The organism is Coleofasciculus sp. E2-BRE-01 (assembly GCF_040221695.1).
GTDB lineage: Bacteria > Cyanobacteriota > Cyanobacteriia > Cyanobacteriales > Coleofasciculaceae > Coleofasciculus.
Genome location: NZ_JAVKEA010000208.1, coordinates 46897 through 72031, shown reverse-complemented (window position 1 = coordinate 72031; position 25135 = coordinate 46897). Strand labels below are relative to the sequence as shown.

Sequence of the window (25135 nt, the reverse complement as noted above, 5' to 3'; positions counted from 1 at the left end):
TAGTGCTATAAGCGCTAAAGCGCTTACTACAAACTAGAAGCAATTTCAATAATTAAGGACGAAAATATGGCAATTAATCCCGATATTCGTGACCAAGCCTATCAGTTTTTTATTGCCGAAGCGCCGGAACTTTTACAAATTCTGGAAACAGGGTTGTTAAATATAAGAGATGAGCGCAGCACTGCCAAAGTTCACGAATTAATGCGAGCGGCTCACTCGTTAAAAGGGGGCGCAGCCAGTGTTGAATTAGAGGCGATCGCGACTTTAGCTCACCGCTTGGAAAATATCTTTAAGGCACTTTATAGTGATACTGTAGATATTGATATTGAGCTAGAAAATAAACTGCTGCAAGCTTATGACTGTCTGAGTTTGCCGCTGAAATCGCAAATTACCACCGGTTCCTTTGACGCAGATGCGGCTATCTCCACGGGGACTCCCATTTTTGACCAAATTGAGGCACGATTGGGAGATGCTCTGAATCAGGCGGATAGTTATATGCCCAGTTCCGCTGAATTGGGGATCAATATGGCGGTGTCTATTTTTGAAGTCGATGTCGCTGAAGGTTTGGAACGTCTTGCTACCGTGGTGGCGAAGCCTCAAGACTATGAAGTAGCTGGAGAATTACGCGCCCAAATTGAAGTGTTTGCCGGATTTGCTGAGTTCTTAAATTTGCCCGGATTTGGCGCGATCGCACAAACGGCTCAACAGGCGCTGGAGGTTCACCCCGAAAGGGTTGTAGAGATTACCAAATTGGCACTGGCTGATTTTGAAGTTAGCCGTCAAGCGGTTCTCTCTGGTGAACCAACAACTGGGGGAAGTCCTTCTGAGGCTTTAATTGCCCTGGCTGAATCTCCCGCCACGGCAACGGTTTCGGGTGAGTGGGAAGCGAGTGATTGGGGACTGGGATTGCCATTAACCGAGGTTTCGGTGGACATGGAAGAGTCCGCAGGACAAGCGATTGAAGCCTTTGCCGAGGAAGATGCGATCGCGGCATCACCAGAAACGCTTCCTTTACTCGCCGATTTGTTTTCTCAAGAGACTGAATCGTATGATCTGCCAGCCACAGCAGAATCACCCTCATCCATTCCTTCGTTAGACGATATTTTTGGTACGTCTGAAGGTGAGGAGATTTTAGAGACACAAGAGGTTAACCAGGAAACCTCTATCTTCGCCCAGATAGAGGATCACCTCCAAGCTACTCCCGAAACCGTCACCGAAGTCGAAGCGGATGTCGTACCTGAACCCTCTGCATTAGTTCCGACTGAACCGATTAACCTGGATGTTGCGATTCAATCGATTGAGCAAGTTTTTGATCAACTTCCCTCTCTGGAAGAGGCGTCGCAATTAACCCTGTTTCAGGGGAATTCGTTGGTGTCTAATCAATCGGATCAGCGTAATCTCACCGCGTCTTCATCCAATCAGCTGACGAGCAACAATCTCGTTACATCGACTCCTCCCCGTTCACCCGCCCCCACGCCGACTCTATCCGTGCGGGTAGATTTAGATCGACTCGAACGAATGAATAACTTGGTTGGGGAATTAGCGATTAACCGCAATGGGTTATCCCTCCAGAATCAGCAATTACAGGGTTCTGTGCGAGCCTTGCTGGATCGATTTGGGCGATTTGGGCAGATTGTGAATAAATTGCAAAGTTTATCGGATAAGATGCTAGTTGCGCCGGAACGGTACAGCTATGGGACGATGGCGGGTGTGGAAGCAATGGCTCGTCCGATTTCCCCAGGCGGTAATGGGCGATCGCTGGGATTTCAGAACTCGGATCGCTCCACGGATGTGACGATGAAGACATTAGCGGATTTTGACTCCTTGGAAATGGATAGCTACGGCGCTCTCTATTCCCAAATCCAAGGGATTCTGGAAGAGATGGTGCAGCTTGAAGAAGCCGTTGATGATATCGCCCTATTTGCCAAGAAATCCGATCAAACCACAGAACAGCAGCGTCAAATGCTCAACCACTTGCGGGATGAGTTGATGTGGGCGCGAATGTTACCGATTGGGGAAGTCTTGAATCGGTTTCCCCGGGTATTACGAGAACTGTCTAACACGTATCACAAACGGGTGAATTTGAAATTAACCGGAACAGGGGTTTTGGTTGATAAAGCGGTGTTAGAAAAGCTCTATGATCCGTTGCTGCATTTACTGCGAAATGCCTTTGACCATGGAATTGAGTCTGCTGATATCCGGCATCAACGGGGGAAACCGGAATCGGGACAAATGGAGATTCGGGCGTATCACAAGGGAAGTCAAACCATTATCGAAGTTCGGGATGATGGTCAAGGCTTAAATGCCGAGCGAATTGGGCGTCGGGCGGTTGAGTTGGGATTAGTATCCCGTGACCAATTGGCGACAATCTCAGAGGCGCATTTGTGGGGATTTATTTTTGAGCCAGGATTTTCCACCGCCCAACAAGTGAGTCAATTATCGGGACGAGGGGTGGGGTTAGATGTAGTGCGGACTCAGTTGCGATCGCTAAAAGGTAAAATTTCTGTAACTTCCACGCCAGGAGGCGGGACGACGTTTACGCTGCGTCTCCCCTTAACCCTCACCATCGCTAAATTATTGGTCTGTTTTATCGGGACAACCGTCTTAGCGTTACCCTCGGACAGTATCGAAGAAATTATTATTCCCAAAGCCAACCAAGTGAAAAAATCCGGGGCGCAACGGTTTCTCCATTGGCGGGGACAATTAGTACCGACGTATCGATTAGGGGAACTGTTGGACTATCAGCGCCCCTTACCCGAAAGCCTTACCAGTCAAGCCTTAAGTTCCGTGTCTGCACCAGAGACATGGCAATTACCCCTGTTGGTGCTGCGTCAGGATCAGCAGGTATTTGCTGTGGAAGTAGAGCGTCTGGTTACAGAACAAGAATTGGTGATTAAACCCTTTGGGACGGCGATTTCTCCCCCTAGTTATACCTACGGTTGTACGATTTTGGGGGATGGGAGTGTGATTCCAGTAATTGACGGGATTGCGCTGTTGGAATTTGCCCATGGAGCAACGACGCCAATGGCGACGCCTGTACCGAAAGCGCCTTCCGAGGAAACGGCGATGGGTTCAGGGGATACAACTACTCTCAGCCGAACGGTGCAAGTACCGACAATCTTGATTGTCGATGATGCGGTGGCGTTGCGACAAACCCTAGCGTTAACCCTGGAACGGGCGGGTTTTCGGGTATTACAAGCGCGGGATGGGCGAGAGGCGATCGAGCAGTTGCAGCAAAGTGCATCGGTGCAGTTAGTGGTTTGTGATATTGAGATGCCGAATATGAATGGGTTTGAGTTTCTCAGTCAACGGCGTCAAGATCCACAATTATCCAGCGTTCCTGTTGCCATGTTAACCTCTCGCAGCAGTCAAAAACATCGCTGGTTAGCGATGCAGTTGGGGGCGAGTGGGTACTTTACTAAGCCTTATTTGGAACAAGAGTTTGTGGGATCTCTGAATGACATCATCCGCGAAAATAGTCTTGTTAGTCATTAGTCATTAGTCATTAGTCATTAGTCATTAGTCATTAGTCATTAGTCCTTTGTCATTAGTCCTTTGTCATTAGTCCTTTGTCATTAGGTGACGACGTGCATTTGTGTCATCTTAAGCTTAAAACTCTGCAAGATCTGTCCCCTCCCGTCCCCCTTTTAGATCCCCCTTCCGTCCCCCTTAAAAAGGGGGAGACCAAAGGATGCTTCGCTTTTTGTTCCATGGGGGAGAATTCAAAGCCTCTCTCCTTGTAGGAGAGAGGTTTGGAGAGAGGTTTTCCAGATCCCTTGAAAAGTAAGAACACCACTGACCGAGCTGCGCCCTCTCCACCAACTGTAAATTTTTGTTGTCTCAATAAGGATTTTTGTCATGAACAGTAATCTCCTGAATACTCAGTCAAAAGAAAATCAATCCGTACTTGCCGAAAAAACGACAAAAGAAACGAAAAAAATATTAAAATTAATTCTTTTTACTCTGGGAAACTTGCATCTAGCATTACCCATTGAATCCGTCTACAAAATCTTGAATCGCGCCCCTGTTCATGGGAGTGGGATGAATCAGGTGGGAGTTACCCACTCTGGCGAAGAAGAAATTACGGTTATCGATTTATATCAGCGCTTTTTCAAAGAGAGTTTACCGGAAGCTGCCAATGGGGGAGGATATCTGGTAACGATGCAAAATAAAACGGGTGAACTCTATGGTATTCCTGTCGCTGACGCGCCTATTTTAATAGATGTACCCCTTTCAGCGATTCGGCTTTTACCGGAATCTTATCGTCGTTCTGATACGGTGAATATTGCCCGTCATGTGGCAGTAATTCCTCAAGATTCTGGAGCAAAAACTATCTTTTTGTTAGACGTTGATTTGCTGTTGCCAACCTGAGATAGATGGGTTCCGCAGTTGTTGTGCTAAATTGTTAGGTTTAACGCTCATAAAAACCCCTAAAATATGATTTAAATTTTATGAGCAATTACATAATAGCGCCAGGGTGCGGGATACCCTTCTATCGTTACAGATAAATCATCCGGATTCAGGAATTCGCGTAAACTATCGATAGTTGCCCAAGGGGTGCGGCGCTGTTCTTCCACAGACAAGGGTTGAGCAAAGAAACAGTCAATCTGACTAAAGCCAGCCCGTACTAGCCAATTCTCCAAACAAGATTGAGTGGGCAAAAACCAAATTCCCCGTGCTTGGGCATAGCGCTTGCGGGGAGTCAAAGCAACAGGGAGTTCGCCAGGAATTCCCTGACAATCAATAATAATTTCACCTTTTGGTGCTAGCGCTTGTCGCAGTTTACTCAATAAATTAATCGGATCTCGATGATGGTAAAGAATTCCTAGACAAAAAATTGTATCAAAGAAATTCGGATAAAAATCAATATGCTCAACCCCCAATAACTCAAACGTCAGCATCGGTTGCTGAACAATAGTTTGGATAAGCTGGAAGTTCCAGAAATGCTTAGGAACTGGTTCAAACCCAATCACACATTCCGGTTCCTGATCCGCCATGCGAAACATAAAATAGCCATTGTGACAGCCAATATCCGCCACCCGGCAATTTTTCAGAGACTGGATATGGGGCAAAATTCGCGCCCATTTCCAGTCAGAACGCCACTCGGCATCAATGGTAATCCCAAACAGTTCAAAGGGTCCTTTTTTCCAAGGGCAAAAGGCTTGCAGTGAGTGATAAAATCGCTGTTTTTGTGCGGCGGTGAGTTCCTCAGCATGACCCACTTTAACCACAGCATCAGAGAAGTCATACCAATCACTGTGGATGTCCTGAACCGCTTGCACCGCTTCTCGGTACTGACTCACTTGAGGGGTAAATAATTTAGATTCTCTCTCTTGACGTACTGATAAAATTGCCTCTCGTGCTAACGTTTCGGGGTAGAATTCTAGATAATCAGGGGGTATATAACCGATATCATGATTTGTCATTGTTTATTTAGGTAAAGCACCACGTACATAGAATCTTTGTGTCTTCTATTAAAATGTAGAGAAAATTTACATGAAGGAGGGCGATTTTTGTTATTAATGTATTGGTAAAAAATGCAGGTTTTGTTGTTAGTGTATTGGTAAGGAAGGCAGGTTTTGTTGTTCCGTTATTGGTGAGGAATGCGGGTTTTGTTGTTCCGTTATTGGTGGGGAGGGCGGGTTTTGTTGTTCCGTTATTGGTGACTAGCTGAATTGATTCCCTAAACCCGCCCCTACAGTCCCTAAACCCGCCCCTACAGTCCCTAAACCTGCCCCTATACTTAATCCGTTTCTTTTTCAGAGTTGTTACTCGCTATCCAAACTAAAATGCTGAGTATCTGTTCAACCGGAGGAACAGGGTAATCCGTCAAATCTACCGTAACAATACTATCCTCTAATTTGAGAAACCGCCAAGCTGTTCCTGTACTTACACTGCCATAAATCGTAGAAATGACTTGTTGATTTGCCTGGTTAAAGCGTTGTGCCGCCACCATTTCTGCCAAACACTGTCCCATCCCTCGCTTAAGGTCTTCTTTTTTCGCTTCCACAACAACCAAAACCGGGGCTTCTACCGCAATTTGTTCTGGCGATTGGCTAACTAAAAAGTCACAGGTGCCATTGAGTCTAGCTGCAGTATCTACATTGAACTCTTCTCCTGAAAAAACGCTAATTTTCTTCTCTAATATTTGCTGAACTTCCAACAGAATTGGATTAATAATCGCCTCAGAACGGGCTTTTTCATTGCCAACCGCAATCGCCCAGGGAATATTGCGCTTAAGGATTTCTTGTAAGAGCGAACTAGGCTGCACTTCGGGTAGAACCGGAAAAAAGCGATCGCCCTCAATCGTCTGTAACCCAAAAGCCTGTTTCGCCTTTGACCATGTAAATTCTCGATAACTCATATCGGTTCCTCTCCTCCCATCCAAATATAATTGATTTATGCGTATAAATCACCTCTTACTTAAGAGCTACCCAGGAAATAAAGTTATGCAATTTAATTAGTGAATCGACTTGATTGAAACCACTATAATACAACATTTCCACCTGTTGGGCTTCCGTTAACGGCACTAAAACATTCTCTAGCGCCTCCTTTTTACGTTCAATTTCAGTACGGGCATAACCATTATGCGCTTTAAAGGCTTCGTAGTGTCGAGTGATTGTCTCTTGAAATTGGGGATAGGGTGACTTGACCTTTTCACTGACGAATAGTAAACCCCCTGGAACCAATCCCTCGTAGATACTTCGCAGCAAGAGTTGACGCACCTGTAGCGGCAAAAATTGTAGGGTGTAGTTAATCACGACAACGCTACTATTCTCAAAGGAGCAGTTTTCTGCCTTGTCACAGATAAATTCAATCTTATGTATCTGTTTAATCTGAACTAACTTATGCTCTGCTTTTTCTAGCATAGGTTGAGAATTATCAATCCCAACCAGGGTAGCGTTTTGCTTCAGGAAACGTCCCAAAAGTTCCAAAAATGTTCCCGTAGAACAGCCCACATCAATAATCCGCGTTCCCGGTTGATAATATTCTCTCGCCCAATGAGCGGCACAGGTTAGTACCTCTTGATACAGAGGGACAGAACGGGATATCATATTATCGAAGACATTGACTACATCCTGGTTAAAAACAAACGGCTTGGGCCACACTCCTTTTTCAAATAGTTCATCTTTTTCAGGACTCAGATAAAGTTTTGTATGATCAAGTTCTGGATCGAGTTGGTCGTAATTCATTAGTCAACTGTAGGGGCGGGTTTAGGGACAATTGTAGGGGCGGGTTTAGGGAATCAATTCAGCTAGTCACCGATAAATGAACAACAAAACCCGCCCTCCTCACCAATAACGGAACAACAAAACCCGCCCTCCCCACCAATAACGGAACAACTGATCGCACAACTATTCAAAGCCATCCTTACCCAAAACAGCAACACAGCCGATCGGACATTAACTTTTTTGAGGAACCGTGGACTGAACCGAGTCACGTTCGTGTAATTTATTGAACCAATCTCTTAAGTGACTATATTTTAATTGCCAATCTTCATCCAGGCGCAAACTGTAGTAGCCTAGGGAACATAAGCCAGCTACATCAGCGGCTGTCCAGGTTTCATCCCCCAACAAGTAGTTAGACTTAGCCAATTGTTGATCAAAAGCTGGCAAAAGGCGATTAATTGACGTTTCTAACCTTGTCCGATAACGAGTATCGGTGAAATTATTTTTCAAATTTAGTATCCATAAATTGATGATAATATCACCTAAATAATCCGCGAGTTCTTCCCATTTACGACACTCAAGCCCTGTCCGAGGCTCACTGGGGTAAAACTTCGGCTGTGGATAGGTTTCGTCTAGATACTCCGCAATTAATGTAGAATCCCAAATCACCGTGCCATCTTCATCGACAAACACAGGGACTTTACCAATAGGAGAAAGATTGATAAATTCTGGGGGCTTATCAAGCAAATTGATTTCTCTTAGTTCGCACTCTATATTTTTCTCCGCTAACAGGATTCGGATTTTCCGAGAAAAGTGGGATTGTTGATGATAATACAATATTCTATTCATTAGATATCTCCCGACATTCCGGTTGGTAATCAATAGCCACTTAATTCAAAGGCATCTTCCACCGCCATACAACCTCCCTGACCAATATTGGGTTGGACAGGGTGTGCGGCATCTCCAATTAGCGTAACTCCTGTTGGTGGGCAATACCAAGCCTACGGTATATCAGGGGTTTCGGCAACCAAAAAATACTGACTGGAGCATGCCATTGGGCTTAATAGGGCATTTCTGTCTCTTCCACATCTGCTGGGGCGTCTGTCAATCCCATGCGATCCAGGGCGATGACAACCCCTACAGATACTAATCCTCCTAAAAGTAAACCCATAATCAGGAGAATAATATAGATGCGCTTCAAAGATTTTTTTGTCGCTTTTATATGCTCTGGCGATAGATTAGGGTCAAGGCTTTCCTGTTCAGTGTCTGGAGATATCTCATCTGCCCCATCTCGTTGGGGATGGGGAAAGCCGTCATGCTCGAATTCTGGAGGATTTTGATTATTCCACATATCTCTAGTTTGGTTATGATTGGCAGGATTCTCATCAGCCTAAAGTTAGACTGATTCTCGGTAAAGAGTTTCACGATCCAAAATTTGGAAGCAATGACGTTGGGTTTCGTTCCTCAACCCAACCTACTGGACTGACACAGCTAAAATTGTGGAATAGATTTGACGTTTAAACTGGGCGCAAGCCTTGCGCCCCTACAATTCTAATCTACCATTTTAGGTGTGCCACGACACTACACAGTTGACATGTACCCGACTCATACCTAGAGTTCTAACAATTAACCCGTTCTTATAAATATAAACAGTTTGATTAATAGTTCAAGTAAAAGTCTTTAATCAAGCTAATAAATTCAGAAGTATAAACCCGTCTGGTTGCCTCTATCGCGAGAACCTTTTCCTGAGAGGATAACTGATGTTTCCCCAGTTCCAGTACAATCCGTTTAGTTGGACTAGCTAAAGTGGGTTTAACCGAGAGTTTCCTGCGGCAAGAAAAACCAAAGGCTTCGGCTTTTTCTTGGAAGAGTTGGGCTGACTCAGTGGGATAAATTACAGCTAGCCTGCCATTCTCACCCAAAAGCTGTTCCGCCACTTGTAATAGATCCAATTGCCTCAAAGAATCACTATGTCGTGCTACGGTTCTCGCCTTTTGTGACGCTTTACTGGCATTGTCAAAAAAGGGAGGATTAGACACAATCAGATCATACCGCTTTGAGCAAGTCGTGGCATACTCTTGCACAGAACTCAGGTACACCTGAATGCGATCGCGCCATGGTGATCGCGCTACATTCTCCCTCGCCTGAATGCCAGCCTCTGCGTCAATTTCCACGGCGTCGATATACGCACGCGATCGCTGTGCCAACATCAGCGCCACCAAACCCGTCCCTGTACCAATATCCAGAATGCTTTGTACACCTGTGATATCCGTCCATGCCCCTAACAGTGTACCATCCGTTCCCACCTTCATCGCACAGCGATCGTGAAAGACGGTGAATTGCTTGAAGCGAAAGTAAGGATTAGACATTCTCTGTGGTTAATCATGAACGGCTTACCCCTAACCTACTAATTTAGTAGAAATTAGTATATTTTTAGTAGATATGACTCAGATGAGGTACACCCGAACGTAGGGGCGCAAGGCTTGCGCCCTTATCAAGATACCGCACCCTAGAAGGGCGGGTTTAGTCACGTTATCAGTTGGTGGCAAACTGTTATCTGTCAAACCCGCCCCTACATGTCTGAATCATCAAGATTTTTTTCCCAACAGAAGAGAACCTGGAACAGCTTTTTTAATCCAGTCAGTCACTAAAATTTGTTCCGGTTCAAAGGTATCAACAGGTTTGCCGTTTATGGTGCGAAAAATAACGTCTTGGGGAAAAATTTCTTCACCCGTGGGCAAAACCATACGTTGAATCTGTGAAGTCTCGAAGGAACGCCAGGTGTAAAAAACCACATATTTACCACTTTCGCCAGCTAAAACTTCCGCTAAACAGGCATCATTCCGGTATTCAGATAGTTTTGATTTCATCCGGGAAAATAATGCTGTGGTGCGGTTCGCTTTGAAAAAAGGAGCGCGTGTTTCTCGGAACCAGTTTTCCCGTAATTTGGTCGGATTTTCTAACACCTGGCGACAAAGTTCATCAATATCAATAGCAACATTGTCCTCCTGAATCAGATGGCGTAAGTCCAAACGGACTGTATGTAAACCCGCCTCACGTAACCTATCTAACCGATCCAGAATAAACTGATCTTTGTCTAAGAACATAAATGTGCCATGTGTAGTTTCTAATGTTGGGAAATGGCGATTAGGGTTATCCGCAAAAGCCGCCGTCGCTTCTAGGTAGAGAGGGGAGTCGGGGTTAAATCGGTATAGAGAATCAGTGTCCTCTGTTCCTTCTGTATTCTGGCTTTCCAGCAACGGGTTTACTAAGAGCGATCGCGGCGAGTAAAATAAGAGAATGGGTCCCACACCCAGCAGTTCACAGGGAACCGATAAGGTTTGGCAATATTCAATTAGTTTTTCTTCCGGTAGTTCAATTGATAAGACTAACCGTTCCAACGAAGCCGAAAAAATCTCGCACCATCCCTGCAACGCCTCCAGATTGTGATTCCCTGTCTCAACAATTAACTGGATGGGAATCTCAGGAAAATGGGTTTTCAACCAATACGCTGCGCCTGGATCACACACCCGAATTGCACCAAAGAGATTGAGTTGCCAATTTTTTAACTGATCACAAATGGTTTTCATTACTCGTTCTGGCATTAACACATCCCAGACGAGTACCGGGCGTAGTTGGCTTTCCCACGCTTTTTTGGCTAAATCATGTACCTTCGCTTTTGATAATTGTCCCTGTCGCGCTAATCCTATTGGTTCTAATAATACTTCATGTAAATGGGGCGCATTAACACAGCGTTCTAAATCGTCAATTGATGAGACAAAGGTATTAAATTGCATTTTTATTCGTCATTCGTCATTCGTCATTCGTCATTCGTCATTCGTCATTCGTCATTCGTCATTCGTCATTCGTCATTCGTAACCACTATGGCAATCCTGCCAAATTAATTACCACATTGTTAACTAGCAACGGTTACAGGGGAATGGGTGAATCGAACGACATTTAATTTGGTGATATTATGCGATCGCACGAAGCCATCCGGTTTAGGTAAGCGCACAATACTGTCTTTTCTCATCGACTCTAACGGTTCACCTGTCATCGAAAAAATTTGATTAACGTTCCAGCGTATCGGTTTGTCCTGAAACGGGATAATTTCAATTTCATCACCGACGGCTAACGGTTCAACTAGCCGTACAATAATTTCTTGAGGTGTTGTCTCCATAACCATGCCTAAATAAGCGTGAGTTCCTGTATTAATTCCCGATAACTGTCCAAAGACTGAATCTTTATCGGCTGGTGTGTCTAAGGAACCGGAAAAATAGTCTCGGTTGGGAATCGATTGCAGTTCGGCTGAGGCTTTGCTGAGTAGCTGTTCATCTAATCTCCCAGCGGCATAAGCATCAATTAATTGGCGATAAACCTTACAGGTGAGGGCGACGTAGAACGATGATTTCATCCGCCCTTCTACTTTTAACGAGCAAATCTTATGGTTGAAAAACTCGCTAATTTGATAAATTCCCCACAAATCTCTGGACGACATAAAGCTAACTAAATCATCCGGTTGCTTATCTTGATCTTGTAAGTGATAGGGTAATCGACAGGATTGAATACATCCGCCCCGATTAGAGTCGCGACCTGCGGTAAAATTAGAAATAGTGCAATGACCCGAATATGCCATACACATTGCACCGTGGGCAAACATCTCCACGTCAATACCGGATTCTTCTCCAATTAAACCCGCTTCCGTAATACTGAGTTCTCGACCAACAATTAAGCGCTTAACTCCCATCTCTTTCCACAAACGGGCGCTGTAGGAATTGAGACAAGAGGCTTGAGTCGAGAGGTGAATCGGTAGAGTGGAACTTGTTTTAATAACTCGGATAACCCCTAAATCAGAGACAATCACTCCATCAACGCCAATAGATTCCAAAAACTGACAATAGTCAGGAAGTCCCTGAATGTCTGCATCGTGCAGAAAAGCGTTCAGCGTGACGTAAATTTTGGCATCATGGTGATGGGCATATTCGACTCCGTGGGCTAACTCAGAATCCGTAAAATTATCCGCACGCGCCCGCAATCCATAGTTTTGTCCCCCTAGATACACTGCATCTGCACCATAAGCAATGGCGACTTTTAACCGTTCCAGATTCTTCGCTGGGGCGAGAAGTTCAGGTTTGAGCATGTCTGGGTTTAAGGATAAGCGAGAACAGCCCTAATTTAACATTCGTAGCGCGATCGCATCCAGAAAACTGCTGAATCTATACACACAACGGTGATCAAGTCAATTTTAGGGTGGGCAAGTTTGTCATCGCCTTGCACCTCAGTAGAAACCCGGAGGCTGGAGTTGAACGGCGGCAAATCTCAGTATTTTTCCCGTAGTTTTCACGGCAACGCCACTGTAATCATAAAGTAACATCTACGACGACTAACCCGCCTGTCTTGGAGAATGCCATAAACCATGATTGATTTTGGTTTGCAATTTATCGCTCATCGCACGGGAGACTTTTTACTGCAAAATTCTTTTTTGGCATTACGCAAGAAGAAGGATTGGCAAGTGGCTGTTTTGCATGGATTAGTCTACACGTTGCCCTTCTGTCTGTTAACTAACAAGTTAGAATCCCTGATTATTATTGGTGGTACTCATATTATTATTGATTTTTTCAATATCTCCAGTTTGTGGGTTCGCACTTACAATTGGGACTGGAAAACTGAGGTTCCCCAGGTTCCGTTATGGGTGATGGTGGAAGTCGATCAAACCTTACATTACGCGATTAATTATTTTGCTTTACTCCTTTGAAGTCTGTGTGTTGTCTGAAACCATCTGCCATCTGCCTTGTCCCACTCATAAAAGGGGTAGTCAATCCCGATTGAGTATGAGAATGAGGCAGGACATACCGATGACCAAGGACAATCTTGTTGTAATCTTTATAATGGAGCAGCTCAACTTGTTACTATCTTTACAGATTTTCTCTTATAACGGAAGTATCAGACAAGTGGACTCAAGGGTAGTGGGAACGCCCTTTCGCACCGCTTGGCTTGTACCCAGCTCGCTGGGTCAAAAGAGTCATCTAGTAAGCAAATTTCAGTAGAGATAGATTTCAGAGGCGCGAAGTATCGCGTCTCTTCTCATTGTTGGCAGCCGCTTGATCAACCTCAATTCGAGGCTAGCGTTCATCGTCCGGATCAGCTAGTCTGCTAAGTGGTAATTTGAAGGGAGGATAAGCAACAATCTGATTATGTGTGAGACCCCGAAGCCTTTCCCTGTCATGGGACTACCTGTTCACCGACTCCAAGATTATGATCGCTGGCTGGGTAATCGCCTTCAGCAAAACCTAGGGTGTCATGTGGTGACATTGAACGCAGAAATGGTGATGCAGGCGGAGTGTAATCCAGCTTTGGCGAGTTCAATCGGACAAGCGGAATTAGTTGTCCCGGATGGTGCGGGTGTCATCCTTTACTTACTCCTTCACGGTATCCGACAGCAACGTTGTCCGGGAATTGAGTTGGCAGAATCATTACTGCGACAGGCGGGAGAATTGGGTGAGTCTTATCCAGTTTTTTTCTATGGGGGTCAACCGGGTATTGCCCAAACAGCAGCGAAGATATGGCAAGATCAATATCCGAAACTGGCGATCGCGGGAATTGAAGATGGCTATCTGTCCCCAGAAGCAGAAGAGCAACTCAAAGTCAGGTTGGCAAAAGAACAACCGCCATTAATTTTGGTCGGTTTAGGGGTTCCCCGTCAGGAGTTGTGGATTGCCCAAAATCGGCATTTGTGTCCTCAAGCGATTTGGATTGGCGTTGGCGGTAGCTTTGATATCTGGGCTGGGGTAAAATCCCGTGCGCCTGTTTGGTTACGGAATAATCATTTGGAATGGCTGTATCGACTCTATCAAGAACCTTGGCGCTGGCGACGGATGATGGCGCTACCGCAGTTTGCTCTCAAAGCGATCGGACAACGTTTGGCTTAGTCATTTGTCATTTGTCATTTGTCATTCGTCATTTGTCATTTGTCATTTGTCATTTGTCATTCGTCATTTGTCATTTGTCATTCGTCATTCGTCATTTGCTAGGGAATAGGGAACAGGGAATTCAATTGTTCCCAACACCCGACACCCCACACCCGACACCCCACACCCGACACCCGACACCCCACACCCGACACCCGACACCCAACACCCAACACCCAACACCCAACACCCAACACCCAACACCCGACACCCGACACCCCACACCCTGCCCCTTTAAAAACCTGACCTTTATTAGTTCTGGGAAGAGCGACGTTCTAACCGATTCAAAACACGGGCAATTAATTCAGCCTCGACGATCGGTTTTTTCACGTAATCATCTGCACCAACGGTAAAAACTTGCTGCACTGTTTGCACTTCGGTATGGGCGGAGAGAAACAACACGGGCAAGTTACTCCAGCGTAAATCATGACGAACAACTTGACATAACTCAATTCCACTATATTCCGGCATTTCTACGTCTAAAATTAGTAAGTCAGGAGATACAGCTTCTAGGACATCCCAGAAGCGTTGGGGATCTTGCAAAGTGGTGATGTTTAGTCCCCAAGGTTGTAGTAAATGGCGCAGCAGGGCGAGGATTTGTGGGTCATCATCCACGACTAAGACGTTAGATTCTCCCGATTTCTGCTGATTAATCGCTTGAGTCACCGCTTGCAAAATTTCTGGGGGAGTCATAGGTTTTTGTAAAAAGGTAGCAGCACCGAGACGGGCGGCTTTGACTCGACTGCTTAAATGATTTTGACTGGAAAAGATTAAAACGGGAATGTTGGAGTGTTGAACAGCAAGTTCTTCTAAGAGTTCAAAGCCGTTTTCTTGGGTGTCAGCAAAGGTGAGATCCAACAAAATCACATTGGGAGGATGTAGCGCGATCGCTCGTTTGGCGGCTTGGAGATGGGGGGCGCTATCTACCTGTAATCCCCAGGCTTTTGCTTCGATTTCGATATGTTGGCTGAGGATCTGATCATCATCAATGACTAATAGTCGGGCTGGGGAAGTAGAAGCCGAGGGCAGATCACTGGTAGGGGGTGTAACCTGATCAAGGGTGGATTTGGTGGCGATCGCCTGTTGCAAGGAGTCGATTAAATCCTTTAGCTTATGGGCATCTTGCGGCGTTGCTTGGGTTGGAGTCTGCAGAAGCTGTTCAATTTCGCGGGCGATTTTAGAACCCTCTGCACAACCAAACGATCCTAATGAACCCACTAATCGGTGGGCTTCCATTTTGGCGTTCTCACAGAGTTGTTGATTTAGGCTTCCTGTCGCCAGAGTTACACTCACTTGCCTCAATACGTCTATTTTTTCCGGGAGGCTTTCTTTGAATGTTTGCCAAATTTTGGCAACCGCCGCCATGAGTTTCGCTTCAGACGTGCCATCTGCTACTTTTTCCGTGACTTGTTTGTTCTCTTGTTCCTGAAGGGGTGCATCTTTGAGGCGATACCCTAATCCATACACCGTCTCAATTAAATTAATTTTGATCCCAGCCGCTTTCAGCTTTTGTCGCAACCCTTTAATTTGGGTGGTTACGGCTTCCTCACCGGGAAATTCATCACTCGACCAAATGTGATCGAGGATCGCACTACGGCTAAAAATACGTCGAGGATGACGCAGGAATAGTTCTAACAATCCGTATTCTTTGGGCGTTAGGTGTAATGATTCGCCTTTATAGGTTACTTCTCCTGTATCGGGTTCTAGCCGTAGCTGCTCCCAAGTCAACACCTTTGATACCGTGGAGTTACGCCGCCGCAATAATGCCCGAATTCGCGCCATCAATTCGGAGAGATCATAGGGTTTCATCACATAATCATCCGCACCTGCTTCTAATCCACGAATGCGATCGGCGCTACTTCCTTTGGCGCTGACGAGGAGAATCGGCATTTGAGAACCTTGATGGCGCAGTTTTTGACACAGATGAATACCATCTAGGTTTTGGGGGGTAACGTCCAAGACAGCTAAGTCATAGTGAGAGGTTTGAGCGAGTTCCAGTCCATCTTGAGCGTTAGTTCCCGTTTCGACGATATAGTTATGCTGGGTAAGGGCTTCAATTAAGGGTGAAGCTGTCGCTGGATCATCATCGACTATCAGAATCTTCATGGGAAAAGGAGAAATTGGAAATGGGATGACGCTGTATTCCCTTTGATCTTCACCTTTTTCTCATGGATTCTTGAATGAAACGTACATAATCCTCAATAAAATTTAATAGTAGGGGTTTGGGAACCAAACCCCTACGGACGACAAACGCAGCGAAAATCTAACTAAGACTTCTTGTTCGCTTGGCGACGACGGATCAGCGTTAATGAGCCAGCCACTAATCCTAGTCCAGCTAATGTGGCTGGTTCAGGGACAGATTCAGTTACCATAGCCGTGACGATAAAATCTTGGTAATCTGCATCATTCGCATTGCCTTTGTCATCAAAACCAATCGTCACTTTCCCTAACGCTGGATCGGCGGAAATGTCTCCAGGACCAGTATATGGAGGCAGAACGACGCCATCGAAAACAAACGCCTGCTGCCCTGCCGGATTATTTAAAGCATCCGTGGAATAAACGTATCCATTGGTTCCGGCTGGGGTATTCTCACCAGAGAAGAGAGCCAAGCTATATTCGACATTAGCTTCAAAGGTGAACCAGTTTGTGCAAGAAGAGCTACCAGGCACTGTGACACTGGTTGGACAAGTCCCAATAAAGTCAGGACTTGTATCATCAAACGGCTCGTTCTCCGTAAACAACGTAAATACTGGGTCTGTCGGATTAGCCGCTTCTACAATGAACAACTCCGACTGGAACTTACCTTGAGACTGGAGGAATTCAAAATCGATTGTGGTATCCTCATCAAATAAGATGCCGTTATTGCCAAACTCGACTGTCGCTGCTTCGGCTGGCATGGCAGACAGGGCTAACGCACTGCCAACGGCTAATCCGAGAACTGTTGATGTTTTTTTGAGATCCATAGTGTTCGTGGTCGTTATCCAAAAGATTACTATGCCATTCAGTGTATGATAGATTCGGTAATATACATCTATCTTGATGTAAAGTTTTTTGTTGATCTTTAGGTAGATTCTTTAAAAGCAACCCAACGGCTGGCGATGGGCATGCGCCAACCCGTGCCAAACGCCCGATCCGTAATTTTTAATCCTGGTGGTGCTTGGCGGCGCTTGAATTCTGCCCGCGCTACCATTCGCATCACTTTATGGACAATTTCTGGATCATGTCCGGCGTCGATAATTTGTTGGACAGATTGATGGTCATGAATCAGACGTTGTAAGATATCATCCAAGATGTCATAAGACGGTAACGAGTCTTGGTCAGTTTGATCCGGCTTGAGTTCAGCACTGGGCGGTTTGGCTAAGACATTCGCAGGAATAATTTCTGGTTGAGTATCCGATAATTGCTCTGGTAATTGTTCTGGGGTGGCTTGGCTTTCCTGTTTTTTCACTTTAGTGGAATTCAGCCATTGACAGAGGGAATAGACACGGGTTTTGGGAACATCTGCGATCGCGGCTAATCCACCGTTCATGTCCCCATAGAGAGTACAGTATCCTACTGCCATCTCTGACTTATTCCCCGTCGAGATCAGCAGATAGTCAAACTTATTCGCGATCGCCATTAACAAGTTTCCCCGAATCCGGGCTTGAATATTCTCCTCGGCGGTGCCAAATTCAGTTCCGGCAAATAGGGGGTCTAAGGTTTGGTCATACCCCTGCATCAACTCGCCAATGGGCAAGGTATGGGTTTTAATCCCTAAGTTTTTGGCTAACGCTAGGGCATCATTAATCGAGTGTTCAGAAGTATGGGGAGATGGCATAAGCACACCGAGTACATTGTCCCTGCCCAAGGCTTCCGTGGCAAGGGCAGCAACCAGGGATGAATCAATTCCCCCACTCAACCCAATCACCACTCGTTTAAAGCCACATTTGCGGGCATAGTCTTGGATTCCTAGAACTAAAGCAGACCAAATTTGAGCATTGGTACTTTCGGGGGCGGGTGCGATCGCACTCTTGAGTAAATCTCCTTGGACTGGATCAAAGTCTACCAGCAAAACATCGGTTTCAAAAGCTGGGGCGCGACAAACCATTTCCCCGGCGCGGTTAAATCCTACACTACTCCCATCAAAGATTAAGTCGTCATTCCCCCCCACCTGATTAGCGTAGAGAATCGGTTGCTGGTAACGCTTGGCACTGTGTTGCAACATAGCTTCCCGCAGTTGTTGCTTGCCTACACTATAGGGCGAGGCGGAAAGATTCACGATCAAATCAACATTCTGCTGGTTTAAATCGGTAATCGGATTGAACTGATACGTGCGCTTTCCCCAAAACTCCTCATCGTTCCAGAGATCCTCGCAAATCGTCACACCAATTTTAATCGGGGTAGCTGACTCTGCCTCTAAGGTAAAGGAATTACTCTGGACTCCAGCTTCAAAATAACGGTTCTCATCAAAGACATCATAGGTGGGCAACAAGCGCTTGTGAAACACCTGCTGCACCTTACCGCCCTCCAACAGGGCAATACTATTAAATAAAGGTTTACCTCCCGAACTCTCCGCTTTAGGATTCGCTGTCACCGTTCCCACCAAAACTGCTAGGGTTGAGGGTAACTGTTCGGCTAAGTTGTCCAGACAGTCTGCCATGGACTCCATAAAACTGGGATTTAAGAGTAAATCTCGCGGCGGATACCCACAGAGGGAGAGTTCTGGCGTCAATAAGAGGCGGACACCCTGACGCGCTGCTTGATTTGCCGCATCAAGGATTTTTTGGGCATTGCTGGTTAAGTCGCCAATCGTGGGATTGAGTTGTGCGATCGCAAGTTTCATGGAAAACACACAATAGGCTAGCTAGGTTCAAGCTAACATGGGATTCGTCGTTAGTCATTCCGTCTTTGGTCTAATCTGGTGTCAATCTGGCTTTTTTAATTTCCCTCAAACTTCCGCCACAAAATAAAATATAGACAAGCAGGTACATTGAAACAGTCTTGCCCGGGGTGGGTAAAACTCAATTGAATCACAGGCTTTTGCTGACCTGTCAAACCTGATGACAGGAACTGGCGGTGGCGGTAGCTGTCATGTATTGGAGTCAATGACCCTCGCTTACTCCGTTAAACCGAGGACTTGGAAGAGTCAGCTTCCAACGTAAGCATTGTCTACCCGATCGAGTCTAACGCTGGACTCCCGCGAATCATGTTGAAAGTAACTGTGGCAATAGACTTCAGGATTAGATTAGGAGAACATTAAAGCATGGGTGGTCTCAAGCATTTTACCTACCTCGGTGGGATGACGCTAACGTTCGGGTTAGCGTTGGTTTTCGCCGCACCTCGACTCAAAGCACAGTCGTTCGATATTAGTTTAGAGTTTCCTGAAGGAGAAGATATTGGTGCCCCAGAGAGGACTGGCGGGGGAGGACAAAGAGGTATACCGAATATACCTTGTGTTACCGGGAATAGAAGATTAACGGCGCTAACGCCAACGAATAATCTAATTACCACCATATCCCCCAACCCTAAATTATTTTGGTATGTTCCTCCCACGACAGCCCAGTCAGCCGATTTTCTACTTTTGGACGAGCAAAACCAGGAAATTTATTATACGAGGATACCCCTAACCCATAGACCCGGTATCGTAGAACTCAAGCTTCCTGATTACATATCTCTGGCAACGGAAAAACGGTATCTTTGGACATTTGCCTTAGTGTGTAATATCGATGATCGCAGTCAGGATCATTTTGCTCGCGGGTGGATTCAGCGTCAACCCCTGCAGACGGGAATTGCCCCACCCGAAGAACTGAACACTCTTCTTGATCAACTCGTTTATGAACCCGAAGGGATCAAAAAACGTCTCCAAGAGGAAGGATATAACTATGCTCAAGAAAGGATTTGGGCAGAAACGCTGATGATTTTAGCTCGACTCTATCAGCAATTTCCTAATGACTCCGCGATCGCAGATGAGATGCAAGAATTGTTAACCTCGGTTGAGTTGGATAATATTCCAATTAACTGTTGGGTTCACTCCTGTTCGGTTGAGACTCAAGATGCTGAGGAGACTCAAGATGTTGAGGCGATGAGAGAACTGAATAAACCCCTCTAACTTAGTCGGGGTGGGTTTAGTGACATTAGAGTGGCAACAAACGATAATAGTGAAACCCGCCCCTACACACTCATGCACCATGCCCAACGAAGTGAAGGGTCAAATGTACAAATCCTGTAAGCGGTGGCTTTGGCAATGGCGCGGCGTTTGGATAGTGACCCCAACGATTACGGGTTTGATCATTCTCCTGCGGTGGACTGGGATGCTGCAAACTTGGGAATGGACAGCTTATGACCAATATATGCGTTGGCGTCCCTCTGAACCCTTGGATCAGCGAATTGGGATCGTGGGGATTGATGAGGCGGATGTGAAAAAAATTGGGCAACTTTCTCGATCGATTCTTCCCGATCAGATTTATGCCCAAGCTATTGCTAAACTCAAAACCCATAACCCTAAAGCCATTGGTCTGGATGTTTATCGGGATTTACCCGTACAACCGGGTCATCAGGAATTAGTCCAAGTCTTTGAAACAACCCCCAATCTGGTGGGGATTGAGAAAGTGGTTGGCGATAAGCGCCAGGATGCTGTCGCCGCCCCCCCAGCCTTGAAAGCCAAAGGACAAGTGGGCGCTAATGATGTCATCTTTGATGCCGATACTAAAGTCCGACGGGCACTCTTACAAGTTGAAGATGCCAATGGAGATGTTATTCCCAGTTTCGGATTTTATCTAGCACTTCTCCATCTTGATGCTCAAGGAATTAGCCCCAAACCAATACCTGGCGAACCCAATACCTGGCAGTTGGGAAAAAGCACGTTTTCTCGCTTCAAAAAAAATGATGGGGGTTATGTCCGCACGGATGCTGGTGGCTACCAAATCTTATTAAATTATCGAGGGAGCAAGAAACACTTTGAAACGATCTCATTGCATGATCTTCTAGAGGATCGTATCCCTCCCGATTGGGGACGCGATCGCATTATTCTGATCGGCTTTGTCGGGGAGAGTTTCCAAGACTGGATTTTTACACCCTATAGTAGCAGTTGGTTTGCTTTGCCCGAACGTATGTCTGGGGTAGAATTACATGCTAATATTACCAGTCAAATCCTGAGTGCAGCTTTAGAAGGACGCCCCCTGATTCAAACTTGGTCTCAACGGCAAGAAAGCCTGTGGATTTTGTTCTGGTCTACTGTAGGTGCTATTGTAACCTGGCAGGGACGCTATCAGGGGAAAAAACGACGGGTCTCTGTACAACGATTTTTGAGACTGATCCTGGCAGTAAGTGTCCTGTTAGGTAGTACTTATGGGGCGTTGTTAATCGGGTGGTGGATTCCTGTCGTTCCGCCTCTTTTGGCTTTATCAGGTTCAGTGGTGGCGATTACCAGTTATCTTGCCCATCAAGGGGGTAAAATCCGCGAAACCTTTGGACGTTATCTCACCAATGAAGTTGTTGCGAATGTCTTAGAAAATCCTGAAGGGGCTAAATTAGGTGGGGAACGGCGCACGATCACTATCTTAACGTCAGATTTAAGAGGGTTTACTGCCCTGACTGAACGTTTAACGCCAGAAGAAGTGGTGAATATTCTCAACTTTTATTTTGGCACGATGACGGATGTGATTACTCAATACCAAGGAACAATTGATGAATTTCTTGGGGATGGAATTTTGGTTTTGTTTGGTGCGCCGACGCTTCGTGACGATGACGCCCAACGCGCGATCGCTTGTGCGGTGGCGATGCAGTTGGCGATGACATCGGTTAATGAACGAATGAAACATCTGGGTTTACCTCCGTTGACTATGGGCATTGGGATTAATACGGGGGATGTTGTGGTCGGAAATATTGGGTCATCGAAACGGACAAAATATGGAGTAGTAGGTTCTCAAGTTAATTTAGCCTATCGCATCGAATCCTATACGACAGACAGTCAAATTTTTATCTCTCAGTCTACTCTAAATGCTGCGGGAACTTGGGTGAGAATTGATAGCAAGATACGGGTTCAACCTAAAGGATTACCCGAACCTATTCCCATTTATGAAGTGGGGGGAATTGGCAAACCTTACTACTTGTTTTTAGCTAAACCTGATGAGCAATTTCTGCCCTTGGTCGATTCGATTCCTTTACACTACACGTTTTTGGAAGGCAAGCATGTCAGCGATATATTTTTTCGAGGAACTTTAGTCAAACTTTCTGCCAAAGGTGGCGAGATTAAATCAGAACAATTTATTAAACCTTTGACGAATATAAAGATTAATTTACTTATGGGTGATAAATTAATCTCAGTGAGTGAGGATATCTATGCCAAAGTGTTAGATAAACTCAGTGATGATCATTCGTTTTATATTCACTTTACGTTTTTACCGCCCCCTGTAGAAACGATGTTATCCAATCGTTATAAGTTACTGCGTCAACGTCAGGGCGAAAGTCAAGAACAGGAAACAGGGAACAGAGAACAGGAAAATAAAAGTTCCTCTATTTTATGACTTATGAATGAGGGCGAGTTTTGTTGTTCAGTTGTTGGTAACAAGCTTGCTTGAGTGGCTAAACCCGCCCCTACAATGGCTAAACCTGTCCCTATAGTGTTACTCTTTCCCTTCTGCACTCTGCCTTATCTCCAGCCAACTAAAACATAGGTGTTCGCTTAAGAATCGGGGTAGGTTTGCCTAAGTAAAACCCTTGGGCATAATCCACACCTAACGCCTGCAATCGTTCCAAAATTGCCACATTTTCCACGTATTCGGCAATCGTCTTAATTTGCTTCGCCTTAGCCATTTGTACAATCGCCGAGACAATCGCTTCAGAGATAGGATTCTGCACCACATCTCGCACAAACATGCCATCAATTTTGACAAAATCTAACGGTAATTGCTTAAGATAGGCTAAACTGGACATGCCTGTCCCAAAATCATCCAAAGCAAACTGACAACCCAGGTTTTGTAAACGCTGGATAAATTGCCGGGTTCTGTCTATATTGATTAAGGCTACCGTTTCAGTAATCTCGAAGACTAAACTACTGGGAGGAACCGGATGATTAATCACGGCGTTTTCCAGAAAGTCGAGGAAGCTGTCATCATTGACGCTAGAACCGGACAGGTTAAACGCAATAATACACCCACAATAATAATCCCTTGCCCAACAGCCCATACATTTACTCGGGTGGTAAATACCATTGAAAAAGGATTCCAGCACCCAACGATCAATGGATGGCATTAATCCTGATTCTTCAGCACAGGGAAGAAAGTAATTGGGTGGGATAATTCTACCATCTTGTCCCACCATTCGGATTAAAATTTCCTTGTGAACATGACCCTCGTCTCCCTGAAGGAGAGGGAAAATCGGTTGAAAATATAAGCAAAACCGATCTTCTATAAGGGCAGTTTGTAAGGCTTGACGACTGGTTGATTCTTGACAGATATTTTGTTGCACATTTTTCACCTCCAATTTGCCACCTGATGCTCTTTACCTAAATGCTACCAGAAAGGTGGTTTGAGAACAGGTTATAGGGATAACAGTTAAGCTGTCATGCATTTAAATTGGGTATTAGTAGCGAGCAAGATGCTCGCACTACCATCCTTTCGTCATTATTGACATTAAGGTTTAAATGCCGAACAGCTTAAGCGTGAATGAGGGGCGAAACAAACTGATGTAGCAATTCTCAATGAGTTATGGAATCGTCTGTTTCCAGTTAAGGTTTTTTTGACTCACCAAAAAATTTACGACTCAAGTCGAATCGCTATCGGTTTATTGTTGGGATAAGCGTTTAACGGTTGTACCCCCTAAGCGCTGATCCGCATCTTCCAGTAAATTAGGAATTGTATCAGCATGGGGACTGTTGTGTAAACATGCCTGAAGGTTGATTTTTCTGATTTGATTAGCTTTAGCACCCGGAAACCAGTGTCCCGCATTGGTTAAGAGGTTGTAACGCATTTTAGCATATTCAACCATATCATAGGCGATCGCTAAATTTCTCAGCCACAAAATCACCGGGATATTCACACCGCCGGGGGTTTCCTCGTGGCTGGGTAAACCGATGTGCCAGGTTTTGAACCAGTCTTCTCCGAGTCGTGCGATCGCGGCGGCTTCTAATCGTGCCACAATTGGGGGTAATATTTCATCAACCTGATCCAATAATTCAACGGCTTTCAAATGTTCATCAAAATCACTAGGGCGAGATGCACCTAAACTCAAGGTATGCACCTGGGGATGAGACAGGCAAAACAAATCATTAAATACCATTGGACTCAAGGGTTTACACAGTTCAACTAATCGCTGTGGCGGTTTATACAGCATTCCCCCTTTATCCGACGGACTAATAATAAAAACGCCCATATTGTGACGAGTTGCGGCTTCAATTGCTGACCAATTAAACTGATTGATATAGTACCAGTGCAGATTTACATAGTCAAACTGATCCGTTTCAATAGTTTTGATAATTACGTCGGTAGCACCGTGGGTAGAAAAGCCAATAAACCGCACTTTGCCTTGGGCTTGCAACTGACGCGCCACATCTATACAACCCCCCGGACGAATGCTATCCTGGAGTAATTGAGGTGTGTTTATCCCATGAACTCCCAGCAAATCAACATAGTCAAGGTTTAGGAATTTCAACGATTGCTCAAACTGACGTCGAAATTCTTTGGGATCGGGTTTAGGACTAACTTTTGTCTGGACAATTAATTGATCACGGGGAAATTTGGGCAAAATTTTGCCTAACTGCATTTCTGACGTGCCGTAACCTCGCGCCGTTTCAATATGATTAATACCGACTTCAATCGAGCGACGAATTGTTGCTTCTAAGTTGCGTTGATTATCTTTAGGAATTAACCAGGCGGGCATATCTTTCCACTTAAATTGATATCGCATCCCGCCGCAGGAGAATATTGGCATTTGTAGTTCAGTGCGTCCAAATCGTCTGTACTGCATCATAAGTATGATTAGAAGTCAAGTGCTTGAATGGTGAATTTTAGACCTATTCTC

At 45.3% G+C, this 25135-nt stretch carries 20 protein-coding genes and 1 pseudogene; 6 read left to right on the top strand and 15 right to left on the bottom strand.

The genetic code is table 11. The annotated features are described in order from the left end of the window. Positions 1–66: 66 nt before the first annotated feature. A complete protein-coding gene (locus tag RIG66_RS27635) occupies positions 67–3495 on the top strand; it encodes a response regulator (protein WP_446382348.1) in 3429 nt (1142 codons plus the stop codon). 363 nt (positions 3496–3858) lie between these two features. Further along, positions 3859–4371, top strand: a complete 513-nt coding sequence (locus RIG66_RS27630) for a chemotaxis protein CheW (protein ID WP_446382346.1) — start codon at positions 3859–3861, stop codon at positions 4369–4371. 71 nt (positions 4372–4442) lie between these two features. On the opposite strand, the gene cmoB is transcribed toward RIG66_RS27630, so the two are convergent. From cmoB to RIG66_RS27585, 9 genes and pseudogenes are all read right to left on the bottom strand, one after another. Then, entirely contained in the window at positions 4443–5426 is a 984-nt protein-coding gene (gene cmoB, locus RIG66_RS27625) for a tRNA 5-methoxyuridine(34)/uridine 5-oxyacetic acid(34) synthase CmoB (protein ID WP_446382344.1), read from the bottom strand. Positions 5427–5743: 317 nt separating this feature from the next. Continuing rightward, complete coding sequence (locus RIG66_RS27620; RefSeq protein WP_446382342.1) at positions 5744–6364, bottom strand: hypothetical protein; 621 nt, start codon at positions 6362–6364, stop codon at positions 5744–5746. A 55-nt stretch (positions 6365–6419) separates the two neighbouring features. Next, the gene (cmoA, locus tag RIG66_RS27615) at positions 6420–7193 is read right to left on the bottom strand and encodes a carboxy-S-adenosyl-L-methionine synthase CmoA (RefSeq protein ID WP_446382340.1); all 774 of its coding nucleotides are present in this window, start codon (positions 7191–7193) and stop codon (positions 6420–6422) included. A 210-nt stretch (positions 7194–7403) separates the two neighbouring features. Then, positions 7404–8018 carry a glutathione S-transferase family protein gene (locus RIG66_RS27610; RefSeq protein WP_446382338.1) on the bottom strand — a complete coding sequence of 205 codons (615 nt, stop codon included), beginning with the start codon at positions 8016–8018 and terminating at the stop codon, positions 7404–7406. A 38-nt stretch (positions 8019–8056) separates the two neighbouring features. Then, positions 8057–8146: pseudogene (locus RIG66_RS27605) on the bottom strand (FAD-dependent monooxygenase); the annotation flags it as partial. Positions 8147–8229: 83 nt separating this feature from the next. Continuing rightward, complete coding sequence (locus tag RIG66_RS27600) at positions 8230–8520, bottom strand: hypothetical protein (protein WP_446382336.1); 291 nt, start codon at positions 8518–8520, stop codon at positions 8230–8232. A gap of 307 nt (positions 8521–8827) precedes the next feature. Next, positions 8828–9538, bottom strand: a complete 711-nt coding sequence (locus RIG66_RS27595; RefSeq protein WP_446382334.1) for a tRNA1(Val) (adenine(37)-N6)-methyltransferase — start codon at positions 9536–9538, stop codon at positions 8828–8830. 219 nt (positions 9539–9757) lie between these two features. After that, a complete protein-coding gene (locus RIG66_RS27590) occupies positions 9758–10966 on the bottom strand; it encodes a U32 family peptidase (protein ID WP_446382332.1) in 1209 nt (402 codons plus the stop codon). Positions 10967–11085: 119 nt separating this feature from the next. Beyond that, positions 11086–12309, bottom strand: a complete 1224-nt coding sequence (locus tag RIG66_RS27585) for a U32 family peptidase (protein WP_446382330.1) — start codon at positions 12307–12309, stop codon at positions 11086–11088. A gap of 276 nt (positions 12310–12585) precedes the next feature. Between RIG66_RS27585 and RIG66_RS27580 the strand changes: the two genes are divergently transcribed. Beyond that, the gene (locus RIG66_RS27580; RefSeq protein ID WP_446382328.1) at positions 12586–12924 is read left to right on the top strand and encodes a DUF3307 domain-containing protein; all 339 of its coding nucleotides are present in this window, start codon (positions 12586–12588) and stop codon (positions 12922–12924) included. A 469-nt stretch (positions 12925–13393) separates the two neighbouring features. Beyond that, on the top strand, positions 13394–14098 hold the full coding sequence (locus tag RIG66_RS27575) for a WecB/TagA/CpsF family glycosyltransferase (RefSeq protein ID WP_446382326.1): 705 nt from the start codon (positions 13394–13396) through the stop codon (positions 14096–14098). An 84-nt stretch (positions 14099–14182) separates the two neighbouring features. Here RIG66_RS27575 and RIG66_RS27570 read toward each other — a convergent pair whose 3' ends face one another. From RIG66_RS27570 to RIG66_RS27555, 4 genes are all read right to left on the bottom strand, one after another. Next, the gene (locus RIG66_RS27570; RefSeq protein WP_446382324.1) at positions 14183–14362 is read right to left on the bottom strand and encodes a hypothetical protein; all 180 of its coding nucleotides are present in this window, start codon (positions 14360–14362) and stop codon (positions 14183–14185) included. Positions 14363–14389: 27 nt separating this feature from the next. Continuing rightward, on the bottom strand, positions 14390–16243 hold the full coding sequence (locus RIG66_RS27565; RefSeq protein WP_446382322.1) for a response regulator: 1854 nt from the start codon (positions 16241–16243) through the stop codon (positions 14390–14392). Positions 16244–16404: 161 nt separating this feature from the next. Then, positions 16405–17100, bottom strand: a complete 696-nt coding sequence (locus tag RIG66_RS27560) for a PEP-CTERM sorting domain-containing protein (RefSeq protein ID WP_446382320.1) — start codon at positions 17098–17100, stop codon at positions 16405–16407. Between the two features lie 98 nt (positions 17101–17198). After that, the gene (locus tag RIG66_RS27555; protein WP_446382318.1) at positions 17199–18959 is read right to left on the bottom strand and encodes an NAD+ synthase; all 1761 of its coding nucleotides are present in this window, start codon (positions 18957–18959) and stop codon (positions 17199–17201) included. A gap of 420 nt (positions 18960–19379) precedes the next feature. On the opposite strand from RIG66_RS27555, the gene RIG66_RS27550 reads away from it, so the two are divergent. Beyond that, on the top strand, positions 19380–20225 hold the full coding sequence (locus tag RIG66_RS27550; protein ID WP_446382317.1) for a DUF928 domain-containing protein: 846 nt from the start codon (positions 19380–19382) through the stop codon (positions 20223–20225). A gap of 103 nt (positions 20226–20328) precedes the next feature. Further along, positions 20329–22641 carry a CHASE2 domain-containing protein gene (locus RIG66_RS27545; RefSeq protein WP_446382435.1) on the top strand — a complete coding sequence of 771 codons (2313 nt, stop codon included), beginning with the start codon at positions 20329–20331 and terminating at the stop codon, positions 22639–22641. Between the two features lie 139 nt (positions 22642–22780). Here RIG66_RS27545 and RIG66_RS27540 read toward each other — a convergent pair whose 3' ends face one another. Both RIG66_RS27540 and RIG66_RS27535 read right to left on the bottom strand, forming a co-directional pair. Beyond that, positions 22781–23584: an EAL domain-containing protein gene (locus RIG66_RS27540; protein WP_446382315.1), complete on the bottom strand. Its 804-nt coding sequence runs from the start codon at positions 23582–23584 to the stop codon at positions 22781–22783. Positions 23585–23899: 315 nt separating this feature from the next. Next, on the bottom strand, positions 23900–25081 hold the full coding sequence (locus tag RIG66_RS27535) for an aldo/keto reductase (RefSeq protein WP_446382433.1): 1182 nt from the start codon (positions 25079–25081) through the stop codon (positions 23900–23902). Positions 25082–25135 lie beyond the last annotated feature (54 nt).